This is a genomic window from Fluviicoccus sp., from assembly GCF_030646115.1.
Lineage (GTDB): Bacteria > Pseudomonadota > Gammaproteobacteria > Pseudomonadales > Moraxellaceae > Fluviicoccus.
Genome location: NZ_JAUSMX010000012.1, coordinates 19,280 through 31,816, shown reverse-complemented (window position 1 = coordinate 31,816; position 12,537 = coordinate 19,280). Strand labels below are relative to the sequence as shown.

The following is a 12,537-nucleotide window of genomic DNA, read 5'->3' as shown; positions in this document are numbered from 1 at the left end:
CAAGGCCGTTATAATAAGCAACAATCCGTCCTTACTCTTTACGGCCCAATAGACGCACTTTTACAACATGCTCAAGTGCTTATCAAGCATTGTTGTGATTTAACGGCAGGTGGTTGGCAATATGGCAAAGCTTCCAATACTCCATTTCCCGGATTCGCGCTTGCGGACCCGGGCCAAACCTGTATCCAGAGTGGATGATAACATCCGGCAGCTGGCCGATGATATGCTTGAAACCATGTATGACGCACCCGGCATCGGCTTGGCGGCGACACAGGTCAACCAGCACATCCGCCTGCTGGTGCTGGACATTTCCGAAGACAAGAGCGCCCCGCAGGTGTTCATCAATCCGGTCATCACGCCGCTGACGCCGGACTGTGTGCCTTATGAGGAAGGCTGCCTGTCTGTGCCTGGCTCCTATGATGAGGTGCAACGTCCGGCGCGTATCCGTGTCGAGGCGCTGGACCGCAACGGCAAGCCTTTCACGCTGGAAGCCGACGGCCTGCTGGCGGTCTGCCTGCAACATGAAGTCGATCACCTCGAAGGCAAGCTGTTCGTGGATTATCTGTCGCCGCTGAAACGCCAGCGGATCAAAACCAAGCTAGAAAAACTGCAAAAGCAGCGCGCCTAGTTCCAACAAGTGAAGGAGAGGTTTGTTTCTTGTCCAGTCCCAGTAGTCCGTTACGCATTGTCTTCGCCGGTACGCCGGTTTTCGCGGCCGAATCCCTGCGCGCCCTGCTGCAGAACGGCCATGATGTCGTGGCGGTATATACCCAGCCCGACCGCCCCACCGGGCGCGGCCGCAAGCTGGAAGCCGGGCCGGTCAAGGAGTTGGCGCTGTCCCGCCAGTTGCCGGTTTACCAACCGGTCTCGTTGCGCGATGGCTCCGCCCAAGCCGAGCTGGCCGAGCTGAAGCCTGACCTGATGGTGGTGGCCGCCTATGGCCTGATCCTGCCGCAGGCGGTGCTGGACCTGCCAACCCTGGGCTGCATCAATGTCCACGGCTCGCTGTTGCCGCGCTGGCGTGGCGCGGCGCCCATCCAGCGCGCCATCCTGGCCGGTGACCGCGAAACCGGCATCACCATCATGCAGATGGACGCCGGACTGGATACCGGCGACATGCTCTACAAGCTGACCTGCCCCATTTCCGGCCACGACACCTCAGCCAGCCTGCACGACCGGCTGGCGCTGCTGGGCGGCGACGCGCTGCTGCACGTGGTGGATGCCCTGGAAAACGGTGACACCCTGACCCCGGAACCGCAGGACAGCACCCTGGCTACCTATGCCGCCAAGCTGGTCAAGGAAGAAGGCGTGGTCAACTGGTCGCTGCCCGCAATAGAGGTGGTGCGCGCCATCCGCGCCTATAACCCGTGGCCGGTGGCCTACACGCTGCTGCAGGGACAGGCGGTGCGCCTGTGGTCGGCGCGGGTGGTCGATGAAAGCACCACCGCCCCCGCCGGGATGATTGTGCAGGCTGACCGCAAAGGCCTGCATGTCGCCGCCGGCAACGGCACCGTGGTCGCCATCGATATCCTGCAACTACCCAATGGCAAGGCCTTGGGCTTTGCCGATGTGCTGAACGCCCGCCGCGAGCTGCTGCAGCCCGACGTGGTGCTCGGCGCATGAAGAAACTTTCCACACGCGCCCTCGCCGCCAAGGCCATGGCACCGGTGCTGGCGGGCCAGTCCTCGCTGGGCGCCACCCTGCCGCCCGCACAACAGGCCTGCCTGCCGCGCGACCGTCCTCTGTTGCAGAACCTCGTTTATGGCTGTACCCGGGAATGGGTCTACCTCGAGGCGCTGCTGCGACCGTTGCTGCAACAGCCGGTGAAGGACAAGGCGGTGATGGCGCTGCTGGGCCTGGGCCTGTACCAGCTGCTGCGCACCCGCATTCCGCCGCATGCCGCCATTGGTGAAACCGTCGAAGCCGCCAAGGAGCTGGGCTTCGGTCGCGCCGCCGGGCTGATCAACGCCCTGCTGCGCCGCTTCCTGCGTGAACAGGAAGACCTGCTGGTGGCCGGAGTCGGTTTTGAGCATGCGCATCCGGGCTGGCTGAAAAAGCGCCTGGAGAAGGACTGGCCGGACCACGCCGCCGCCATCCTCGCCGCCAACAACGAACCGGCGCCGCTGACGCTGCGCATCAACCGGCGGCGGCTGACCCGCAATGACTATCTGGTGAAGCTGAAGGAGGCGGGCATTGTTGCCGAGCCCAGCGGCCTGTCGCCGGAAGGCATCCGCCTGCACGAACTGCATGATGTGACCGCCCTGCCGGGTTATGCCGAAGGCGAGTTCTCGGTGCAGGATGAATCCGCACAACTGGCGGCCGGGCTGCTAGCCCCGGCCGCCAGTTCGGTGGTGCTGGACGCCTGCGCCGCCCCCGGCGGCAAGACCGCGCACCTGCTGGAAACCGCCGACCTGCAACAACTGTGGGCCATCGACAGTGATGCCGGACGTCTGGAGCGCGTGCGGGAAAACCTGCATCGGCTGCAACTGGACTTCCCGATGCTGACCTTGCAAGCCGCCGACGCCGCCGATCCCGCCGCCTGGGCGGGCGACACCGTCTTCGACGCCATCCTGCTGGATGCGCCCTGCACCGGCACCGGCGTCATCCGTCGTCATCCCGACATCAAGCTGCTGCGCAAGCCGGACGACATCGGCCGGACTGTGGACCTGCAGGCGAAAATCCTGCGGGCGTTGTGGACGCGGCTGAAACCGGGAGGGCAGCTTTTGTACGCCACCTGTTCGGTGATCCGGGCGGAGAATGAAAACCAGATCGGGTTTTTCCTGAAGGAAACACCGGATGCGCGGGAAGTGAAGATTGAGGCGGTGTGGGGGCTGGAGCGGCCGCACGGGCGGCAGATTTTTCCGGCCATTGGCGGCGGGGACGGGTTCTTTTATGCGTTGCTGGAGAAAATTTCGCCCTGAAACGAACACCGTGCTCAGCGCACCGCTGTTAGCTCCAGCCCCGCGGCAGCCCCCCTGCCTTGCAGGATGTGCGTAGAGCACGACACCGCCAGACTCGCCCCTCTCCGCCCCCACAAACCCCAAACACCGATTATTGACGGGTGCGAACCAACCGCACATAGTGCTCATGGCTCTTAAGTTCGTAGTGGTAGTTGTCAATCCCGTTGTAGAAACCAACAAACCATGCAAATTCACTGTAGGATGCGACAGACGACGACGACCAATACCAGCTTGACAGTGTATTGGGAAAAACAGTGATATTGATGGCCGGATTGAAGCAGCCCCGCTCCACCAGGCTTTGCAGTTCCCGCTTGTCAGGCAACATCCATCCTCCGCCTGCCGCAGTCGCGGCCTCCAGTGCCTGTTGCCAGGTGTGGCGCGTTGGCGCACCGGCACAGGTGCTGCCATCCCAACTCTGTCCCAGGCTGCATCGTTGCCACACCAGATCGGTCTGCTTGTCCCAAACCTCCGCTCCGCTGTTCTGCAGTTCGTAACGACTGGCAGGAGTCGTGCGCTTGACATTGGCGGGGCAGGTCTGGGAAAAGGCATGACCGGACAGGGTAACCGCCAGCAGGACAGGTATGAATCGCTTCATGGTGATTCCTTAAAAGGAGCAAAGAAGGCTGTTGGCCATCGCCCGTTACCGGGAAACAAATCGGTTCCGGCCATAAAATGGTCGTGGCATCTTGACCATGAGTCAGCTTCCGAGAATGCCAAGGCCTGAACTCCCATTACTGACGGGTGCGAACCAACCGCACATAGTAGTCGTACTGCTTACCATTAAAGTAGTCACCACCGCCGGTGAAGTACACATCCCATGCAGAACCACCGTTGGCAGCAACGGACGATGACGACCAGTAAGCCCCGCACCGCCAACCGGCATCGCAGGAATAGGCCGTATTCGGAAAATAGGCAGTGTCGATGGCGGGTTGGGAGCGGCCATAATCCGGCAAGCTCAACAACTGCTCCTGGTCTGGCACTTGCCAGTCCTTGTGTCCGCACAAACCGGCTTCATTCACTTTGGCCGCAAATGCCAGGGTATTGCACTGTCCCAGTGTATTGCCGCAAGTGCTGCCCGCTGCCACCGTTGCCTTCACGTCATGGGCATCCTGATATCCGGCGTTCCCGCCATTTACCGTGGCATCCGGGTTATACCAAGTATAACTGTGTCGCCAGTCGCGCAGCCCGCCGTCCGCAGTTTTCACTTCCCACAGCAGACCTGTATGGTTATCCAGCACGCAATTCCAAACTGCCGCCGTGGCGGGCAGTTTTTCGCCGTAGACCCCGATTTTGGTGTAGTCAAAGCCAGCGTTGCCTGCGCCTGCCTTGGTCAGCTTGCCTTGCGCCGCCAGCGCGTCTCGGCCTTTTTGGGCATCCTGCGTCAACGTGGCCCACAGTCCCAACGTGGCTGGTGCGCAATCAGCCAGAAGGGTAGTGTCATTGGCGCAGAAGGTTATGCCGGTGTCGTTGAGCAGGCCAGTGGCGACGTTATCCACTTTGGTGGCCTTGACGGTGAGGGTTTTGCTGACCGTGGCGGTCGCGCCGTCATCGTCCCAAACCGTCAGCGTCAGGGTATAGGTTCCGTCCGCAGCATAGGTGTGGGTCAGGTTCAGGTCTGAAACCAGCACCGTGGTCGATGTGTATTTCTGGCCGTCACCGTAATCCAGCTCTGCCTTGACAATGCGGCCGTCAGGATCATAGATACCTTTGGCGGCATCCACCGCCTTGTCGGTTATAGTAATGGTGAGGCCGTCAGCGGCGGGGGTGGCGATCAAAGCGGCAATGGGTTTTTCATTGACCAAAGTGGCTGAGCCATCGTCCCCTTTGTCGTGACAGGCGGCCAGCAGCAGTGTGCTGGCCAGAATGGCGTGAGGCAGCAGGGGGGAAAAATGGGTCACGACCGTTTCCTTGAACGTTTATTCTCATTAGTCTCCAGCACCTGCGCTGTATTGTCCATAAATTTAATATGGCTATAATCCGTCAACCTCAGACTGTCTCCTCGGAGCACCTCTGATTCGCTGGTGCACTACACCCAATACTCCTCCGGCGGCGGCGGCATGTTCGCCATCGCCTGCTTCAACCCTTCCGACCACTGCGTACGGATCATCGCCCAGTAGGGATCATCATCATACAGCCGCCGCCCGGTGGGCAAATGCAGTGAATCATTGCGGTAGACCAGCAAATCCAGCGGCGTGCCCACCGACAAATTACTGCGGATGGTCGAATCAAAGGAAATCAGCGCACAGCGCAAAGCCTTCTCCAAGGACTGCTGATAGTTCAGCGCCCGATCGAGGATCGGCTTGCCGTACTTGCTCTCCCCGATCTGGAAATAAGGCGTGTCCTCTGTCGCGGCGATGAAGTTGCCCTGCGGGTAAATGTTGTACAGCTGCGGCGCTTCCCCGGCAATCTGGCCGCTAAGCAGGAAGGAACAGGAAAAGTCGCGGTCAATGTCCTCGTGCGCCAGTACTTCACGCAGGGTCTTGCCCACCAGGCGCGCCGCTTCAAACATGGTGGGCACGTTATCGAGATGCACCCCTTCGTCACTGTTGATGCGCTGCCGCAACAAGGTCACCACCGACTGCGACGTGGCCAGGTTGCCCGCACTTTGCAGGACGATGACACGCTCACCGTCAATCCCGAATCGGTGCAGCTTGCGGAACACCGCGATATGGTCAACCCCGGCATTGGTGCGGGAGTCGCTGACACAGACCACGCCCTCGGCGAGGCGCATGGCGACGCAATAAGTCATCTTTCTTATCTCGTGAATTGAATCCAGGGACTACGGTCCCTCCCCGGCTGCGGGTGAGGGAATATTTTTACATCGCAAACGCATCCGCCAGACGGTAAGTCATTTGCTGCAACTGCGCCTGCGCCTCGCGCAGGGACTGGGCATCATCACCCACCATGCGGCAGGCTTCCACCAACCTCCCGGCCATGGCCTGTACCTGGCCCCAGCTGTCAGGGTTCAACGCCGTCAGATCGCGGATCAAGGCCTGCAGCAAGGGCGCAATATCCTGCGTCGCAAAACCGGGCAAAGCCCGCTGACGCAGCCAGTTGTCCAGGCCTTCCACCGTTTGCCCCAGACGGATGAAACGCTGGGCGTCCAGCTGCTCCAGCGCATCCACATGTTGCTGGATCACTTCCAGCGCGTCGGCAGCGGCATGGTAGAGCGCCACATTATCGTTCAGCATGCGCAGTTGCGGCAGTTGCGCCTGCCAGTCCAGCCACTGGCTGTTGATGGCCAGCCACAAGCTGCCGCTGATGCAGGCGCGGGTGGCCTGAGCGTCGCCGCGCATGGCCTGCAGGCCGCCGGTGAGACTGGAAGGATTGGCCTCGGCAATGAAAAATTCGGCCACCCCTTCCGGACTAAGGGTGGCATATTGCTGGTAAAAGGGTGACCAGGTGCCGGTGAGGCTCAAGGGCAAACCCAGCCGGTCGGGTTCAGGCGACGACAGGCAATCCAGCAACAAGGCGGCCAGCGTCCGGCTGCGGGACAGGTAACGCCCCAGCCAGTACAGGTCTGCCGCCGATGACAGTAAAAGCATGAACTCACTCCTCTCGCATTAATCCGCCAGCACCCAGGTATCCTTGGTGCCCCCGCCTTGCGAGGAATTGACCACCAGTGAGCCGGCCTTCAGCGCCACGCGCGTCAGCCCGCCCGGCACCAGCCGCACCGAGTCCTTGCCCGCCAGCACGAAGGGCCGCAAGTCAATGTGGCGCGGCGCAATCCCCGCCCCGACAAAGGTGGGGCAGGTGGACAAGGCCAGCGTCGGCTGGGCAATGTAGGCTTCCGGCTTCGCCTTCAGCTTCGCCCGGAACTCCTCCAGCTCGGCCTGCGACGCCGCCGGACCAATCAGCATACCGTAACCACCCGACCCCTGCGCCTCCTTCACCACCAGTTGCGGCAAATTCGCCAGCACATGGCTGAGGTCGGCGGGCTTGCGGCACTGCCAGGTCGGCACGTTCTGCAGCACCGGCTCCTCGCTGAGGTAGAAGCGGATCATGTCCGGGACAAAGGGATAAACCGACTTGTCGTCGGCAACGCCGGTGCCCACTGCATTGCCCAGGATGACATTGCCGGCGCGATAGGCTGCCATCAATCCCGGCACGCCCAGCATCGAATCGGCGCGGAAGGCCAGCGGATCCAGGAAGGCGTCGTCGAGGCGGCGGTAGATCACGTCCACCCGCTGCAGGCCTTCAATGGTCTTCATGAAGACGATGTCGTCGTACACCACCAGATCCCCGCCGCCAACCAGCGGCACGCCCATTTCCCGCGCCAGGAAGGCGTGCTCGAAATAGGCGCTGTTGAAACGTCCCGGCGTCAGGATCACGATGTTCGGATTCTCCACCCGGCTCGATTCCAACAGCGTCTGCTTCAGCAGGGCCGGGTAATGATCCACCGGCAGCACCTTGTTTTCCGCCAGCATGCCGGGGAACAGCCGCTCGGTCATGGCGCGGTTTGCCAGCATGTACGACACCCCGGACGGCGTGCGCAGGTTGTCCTCCAGCACGTAGTAGGTGCCGTCACTGTGCCGAACGATGTCCACGCCGGAAATCTGTGCATAGACCCGGTTCGGCAGGTCCAGCCCCTGCATGGCGGGCTGGAAATGCTCGTTGCCGAGGATGAATTCGCGCGGCACAATGCCCGCCTTGAGGATGTGCTGCTCGTGGTAGATGTCGTGCAGGAAGGCGTTGAGCGCCCGCACCCGTTGCTCGCAGCCCTTCGCCATCAGCTGCCATTCGGCATTGGGAATGATGCGCGGCATGATGTCATAAGGAATCAGCCGCTCAGTGCCGGCGCTTTCACCATACACGGTGAAGGTGATGCCTTCCTGCCGGAAAACCGTTTCCGATTGCTGGCGGCTGCGCAGCAGGGTTTCCAGCGGCGTATGGTTCAGCCAGTCGCCGACCCGCTGGTAGTGCGGACGCAGGTCATTACCTACCGCCATTTCGTCATAATGCTGCGGATTCGGAAAATAGCCATAATCGTGTTCATTGTTGGCAAGGTTTTGGCAGGCCATGATGACATCTCCGGACAGATACTTTGTTATAGACTGTCTGTGTTGCAAAAGCTTTGCCAAGAATTCCGCCCCTTGAACGCCGGTTGACGCCCTGATTCGGTGCGTCCCGGCAGGTACTCTCCGGGAATTCCCCACGGAAAGTATTGATATTGACCACGCAGGACCCCTGACATGAATATGCTGCTGTCCGACACCCTTGAACTCCCTGCCTTCCGCGCCATCACTCCCGAGCTGGTGACCCCGGCCATGGACGCCCTGCTGGCGGAGAACCGCACCGCGATTGCGGCGTTGTGCGCCCAGAATGCACCAGACTGGAGCAGCCTGCCCGGGCAGCTGGAAGCGCTGGACGACCGGTTGAGCAAGGCATGGTCGCTGGTCAGCCATCTCAACGCCGTCACCAACAGCCCGGCCTGGCGCGAGGCCTACAACAACAACCTGCCGAAGATTTCCGCCTACTACACCGAACTGGGCCAGAACGCCGAGTTGTACAACAGCTATGAAAGACTGGCACAAAGTCCGGCTTTCGCCAGTTTTAGCGACGCACAACGGCAAACGGTGCAAAACGCCCTGCGTGACTTCCGGCTCAGCGGCGTCGCCCTGCCCGAAGCACAGAAGCAGCGGTTTGCCGCCATTGAAGAACGCCTGTCTTCCCTGGGTTCGAAATTCGCCGACAACCTGCTGGACGCCACCCAGTCATGGCAACGGCCGTTGACCGAAGACGAACTGGCCGGCATCCCCGACAGCCACCGCGCCCTGCTGACGCAACTGGCGCAGCAGCGCGGTCATGAAGGCTGGATGGCGACGCTGGACTTCCCCGCCTACCTGGCGGTGATGATGCACGCCGACACCCGCAACCTGCGGCAGGCGGTGTACCGCGCCTACGTCACCCGCGCCTCGGACCAGGGTGAAAAACCCGAATTCGACAACTCGGCGCTGATGGCGGAAATCCTGGAACTGCGCCATGAGCAGGCGCAACTGCTGGGCTATGGCAGTTATGCGGAACTGTCGCTGGTGCCGAAGATGGCGCCGTCGGTGGAAAAAGTGATGGAGTTCCTGCAGGAACTGGCGGAACGCGCCAAACCGGCCGGGCGTCGCGACCTGGAGCAACTGAAGTCCTTTGCCGCCGAACAGCTGGGCCTGGCTGACCTGCAACCCTGGGACACCACTTACGTGGCGGAAAAGCTGAAGCAACAACAGCTTAACCTTTCCCAGGAGAAACTGCGCGCCTATTTCCCGGCGCCAACGGTGATTGCCGGGCTGTTCCGCATTGCCGAAACCCTGTTCGGGGTAAACATTACCCAGGCTGATGCTGAAGTCTGGGCCGATGGCGTCACCTATTACGAAATCCGCGAAAACGGGCAGCAGATCGCCAGTTTCTACCTGGACCCCTATGCCCGCGCCAACAAGCGCGGCGGCGCGTGGATGGCCAACGCCCGCTCGCGCCGCCGCCTGGCGGACGGCACCCTGCAATTGCCGATTGCTTTCCTCACCTGCAACTTCAACCCGCCGGTGGACGGCCAGCCGGCATTGCTGACCCATGATGAGGTAACCACCTTGTTCCATGAATTCGGCCACGGCCTGCACCACATGCTCACCGAGGTGGAGATCAGCGCCGTGGGCGGCATTCACGGTGTGTCGTGGGATGCGGTGGAACTGCCCAGCCAGTTCATGGAGCACTGGTGCCAGGAAAGCGAGGGGCTGGCGTGGATGACCAAACACATCGAAACCGGCGAGCCGCTGCCGGACGACCTGCTGAACAGCCTGCTGGCGGCGAAGAATTTCCAGTCCGGGCTGATGACCTTGCGCCAGCTGGAGTTCTCGCTGTTCGACATGCGCATCCACAGCCAGTCACCACTGAGCGCCACCGGCATCCAGACCGAGCTGGATGCAGTGCGCCGGGAAGTGAACCTGTTGCCGCCGCCTTCGTGGAACCGTTTCCAGCACAGCTTCAGCCATATTTTCTCCGGCGGTTATGCGGCGGGTTATTACAGCTACAAGTGGGCGGAAGTGCTGTCCACCGATGCCTTCTCGCGCTTTGAGGAAGAAGGGATTTTCAACCCGGAAACCGGGCGCAGCTTCCGCCGCGAGATCCTGGCCAAGGGTGGCAGCAAACCCGCGCTGGAATTGTTCACGGCCTTCCGCGGGCGCGAGCCGAGAATTGATGCGCTGTTGCGTCATACGGGGCTGACGGTATGAGCGTGAAGCGGCGGTTCATTGCGGGGGCCAAGTGCCCCCGTTGCGGGAACACCGATACCGTCCGTTCCTGTGCGTCGGAGGAGCGGGAATGGATGGAGTGTGTGAGTTGCGGCTATGAGGAGGAACGGCCGACGGAGGTGACGCCGGTGGAGGAGCACAAGGATGAGGACAGCGGGGTGGTGGTTTTCAGAGGGAAGTGAGAGTTGCCCGAACCCGGGAGGACTTGTGGGATGCAATGGAACCGGCGGCGGAAACTTACTTATAATCGCGGCTTTCCTGTCCAAGAGTTAGACAATGGATTATCTGATACAAGCCTCTTGCATTGGAGTAGTGGCTACCGGAATAACCTTGCTGTTCGTCGCCTGCATAACGTCCTTATTGGTTGCGATTGGTAACAAGCAATCGGGGTGGGCCGTCAGTATATTTCTGATCCTTCCTCTGGGAGCTGTTTACTCTACCATCCACCGTAAAACGGCTGAATGGCAATTTGGTCTGTGCATGAAGGGCACCGCCATCACCATCTTAGGGGCTGTTTTGACTGCTATTTTTCTCCCTTGAGGAGCCAAACTGAAGGCTGAATCCGGCGCATTTTAAATGCGCCCTACTTCCTGCGTGGATCAGACGGAAATCTTTGTGCCGAAGGAAGCGCCTAAACCGGTGGCGCCGGTGGAGTTGGAGTGAGAGGCTAGAACCCTTTCCCACACGAATCAGGCCGAGGCACCGACAAGCTATCCCTTAAACCGCACTTGACGAAACTTTCATCACGGCCTATTTTGTATCAATCACTACAAAATACCCGGCCGACCCCATGCCCCGTCCCCGCCTTCAGCCCGACAGCGACCTGCTCACCCCCGCCATGCAACTGTTCTGGCGGAAAGGCTACGCCAACACGGGCCTGCGTGACCTGGAAACCGGCCTGGGCCTGAAAGCCCCAGCGCTCTACCACCGCTTCGGCAACAAGGACGGCCTGTTCCGCGCCGCGCTGGAACACTACCTGGAACGCATCGTCGGCCGCCGCATCACGCGGTATCTGGAAGACCCCGACCCGCTGCACGGCCTGCGCCGCTTCTTCGAGACCACCTACGACTACATCGACGCCGACCACCCGCCGCTGGCTTGCCTGATGGTCAACACTGCCACCGAATTCGGCGCTCGCGACCCGGCCGTGCAGGCCATCGTGCAGCTCAGCCACGACCGCCTGCGAAGCGGCTTCATCGCCAACCTGACACGCCTTCGTGATAGTGGCCGCCTGCGCCAAACCACAAACCTGGACGACCTTGCCGACACTCTCTACCTCTGCCTGCAAGGGCTGCTGGTGGGCAGCAAGGCCGACCCCGACAAGGCCCGGCTGGACCGTCAGGTAAACCTGATCCTGGCCCTGATACCCCTGGCTCATGCCACCCCGGAGTAAACCCATGGAATTCCTGCGCACCCCTGATGAACGTTTCAGCCAGCTGCCCGGCTACGCCTTCGCGCCGCATTACGTGCAGGTGGACGACACCGAAGGCGGTAGCCTGCGCCTGCACTACCTGGACGAAGGTCCCGCCGACGCGCCGGTGGTGTTGATGCTGCACGGTGAGCCCAGCTGGAGCTACCTGTACCGCAAGATGATCCCGATTGTCACCGCCGCCGGCTACCGCGTGATCGCGCCCGACCTGATCGGCTTCGGCAAGTCGGACAAGCCGGTGCGCGAATCGGACTACACCCACGTGCGCCATGTGCAGTGGGTGCGCGACCTGCTGCAACAACTGGGGCTGAAGGACATGACGCTGGTGTGCCAGGACTGGGGCGGGCTGATCGGACTGCGGCTGGCGGCGGAAGAGCCGGCGCTGTTTGCGCGCATCGTGGCGGCCAATACCATCCTGCCGGGCTTTCCGATGCAGGATGCACGGGTGAAGGCGGTCTTCGGGCCGGTGGCGAAACTGCGCACCACGCTCGGCTTCGGCAGCTGGTTCACATTTTCACAGGTGGTGCCGCGCTGGACGGCGGGTCTGGTCATTGCTATGGGCACCGCCCGGCGCATGCCGCGCGAGGTGCGCAGCGCCTACGACGCCCCTTACCCCGATCACCACTTCATGGCGGGCGCGCGGGTCTTTCCCCGGCTGGTGCCCAGCGACATGGCCAACAACAAGGCCGCCTGGCGGCAACTGATGCAATGGCGGAAACCGTTCCTGTGCGCCTTCAGCGACAAGGACCCGGTGATGTCGGCCATGGCCGGTATACTGCCTGCGATCGTGCCCGGCTGCGCCGGTCAGCCCCACACCACCATCCGCAACGGCGGCCACTTCCTGCAGGAAGACCAGGGCGAAGACCTGGCGCGGGTGGTGGTCGATTTCATCCGCCGCAATCCCTGACACCCC

At 61.6% G+C, this 12,537-nt stretch carries 12 protein-coding genes and 1 pseudogene; 8 read left to right on the top strand and 5 right to left on the bottom strand.

What is annotated here, in order from left to right; translation table 11 throughout:
- Window positions 1–121: 121 nt before the first annotated feature.
- Genes def through rsmB form a run of 3 tightly spaced genes read left to right on the top strand, consistent with a single transcriptional unit; the run spans window position 122 to window position 2,921 of the window.
- Entirely contained in the window at window positions 122–628 is a 507-nt protein-coding gene (def, locus tag Q7T36_RS08745; RefSeq protein WP_304846746.1) for a peptide deformylase, read from the top strand.
- A 29-nt stretch (window positions 629–657) separates the two neighbouring features.
- Complete coding sequence (gene fmt / locus Q7T36_RS08740; RefSeq protein WP_304846743.1) at window positions 658–1,623, top strand: methionyl-tRNA formyltransferase; 966 nt, start codon at window positions 658–660, stop codon at window positions 1,621–1,623.
- Complete coding sequence (gene rsmB, locus Q7T36_RS08735; RefSeq protein WP_304846740.1) at window positions 1,620–2,921, top strand: 16S rRNA (cytosine(967)-C(5))-methyltransferase RsmB; 1,302 nt, start codon at window positions 1,620–1,622, stop codon at window positions 2,919–2,921. Before fmt ends, rsmB begins: the two co-directional genes overlap by 4 nt.
- A 130-nt stretch (window positions 2,922–3,051) precedes the next feature.
- On the opposite strand, the gene Q7T36_RS08730 is transcribed toward rsmB, so the two are convergent.
- The 5 genes and pseudogenes from Q7T36_RS08730 to Q7T36_RS08710 all read right to left on the bottom strand — a co-directional run.
- Entirely contained in the window at window positions 3,052–3,555 is a 504-nt protein-coding gene (locus Q7T36_RS08730) for a DUF1566 domain-containing protein (RefSeq protein ID WP_304846737.1), read from the bottom strand.
- Window positions 3,556–3,691: 136 nt separating this feature from the next.
- Entirely contained in the window at window positions 3,692–4,858 is a 1,167-nt protein-coding gene (locus tag Q7T36_RS08725; RefSeq protein ID WP_304846734.1) for a DUF1566 domain-containing protein, read from the bottom strand.
- Window positions 4,859–4,986: 128 nt separating this feature from the next.
- Window positions 4,987–5,709 carry a proteasome-type protease gene (locus Q7T36_RS08720; RefSeq protein WP_304846730.1) on the bottom strand — a complete coding sequence of 241 codons (723 nt, stop codon included), beginning with the start codon at window positions 5,707–5,709 and terminating at the stop codon, window positions 4,987–4,989.
- A gap of 67 nt (window positions 5,710–5,776) precedes the next feature.
- Window positions 5,777–6,505 carry an alpha-E domain-containing protein gene (locus tag Q7T36_RS08715; RefSeq protein ID WP_304846727.1) on the bottom strand — a complete coding sequence of 243 codons (729 nt, stop codon included), beginning with the start codon at window positions 6,503–6,505 and terminating at the stop codon, window positions 5,777–5,779.
- Window positions 6,506–6,523: 18 nt separating this feature from the next.
- Window positions 6,524–7,876, bottom strand: a pseudogene (locus Q7T36_RS08710) (circularly permuted type 2 ATP-grasp protein); the annotation flags it as partial.
- Between the two features lie 276 nt (window positions 7,877–8,152).
- On the opposite strand from Q7T36_RS08710, the gene Q7T36_RS08705 reads away from it, so the two are divergent.
- The 5 genes from Q7T36_RS08705 (at window position 8,153) to Q7T36_RS08685 (ending at window position 12,531) form a co-directional block, all read left to right on the top strand.
- A complete protein-coding gene (locus Q7T36_RS08705) occupies window positions 8,153–10,177 on the top strand; it encodes a M3 family metallopeptidase (RefSeq protein ID WP_304846723.1) in 2,025 nt (674 codons plus the stop codon).
- Window positions 10,174–10,377 (top strand): YheV family putative zinc ribbon protein, encoded by a 204-nt coding sequence (locus Q7T36_RS08700; protein ID WP_304846720.1) that lies wholly within the window; start codon window positions 10,174–10,176, stop codon window positions 10,375–10,377. Before Q7T36_RS08705 ends, Q7T36_RS08700 begins: the two co-directional genes overlap by 4 nt.
- Window positions 10,378–10,471: 94 nt before the next feature.
- Window positions 10,472–10,735: a hypothetical protein gene (locus Q7T36_RS08695; RefSeq protein ID WP_304846717.1), complete on the top strand. Its 264-nt coding sequence runs from the start codon at window positions 10,472–10,474 to the stop codon at window positions 10,733–10,735.
- A 250-nt stretch (window positions 10,736–10,985) separates the two neighbouring features.
- Entirely contained in the window at window positions 10,986–11,588 is a 603-nt protein-coding gene (locus tag Q7T36_RS08690) for a TetR/AcrR family transcriptional regulator (RefSeq protein ID WP_304846714.1), read from the top strand.
- A 4-nt stretch (window positions 11,589–11,592) separates the two neighbouring features.
- On the top strand, window positions 11,593–12,531 hold the full coding sequence (locus Q7T36_RS08685; protein ID WP_304846711.1) for a haloalkane dehalogenase: 939 nt from the start codon (window positions 11,593–11,595) through the stop codon (window positions 12,529–12,531).
- The last annotated feature ends 6 nt before the right edge of the window (window positions 12,532–12,537 follow it).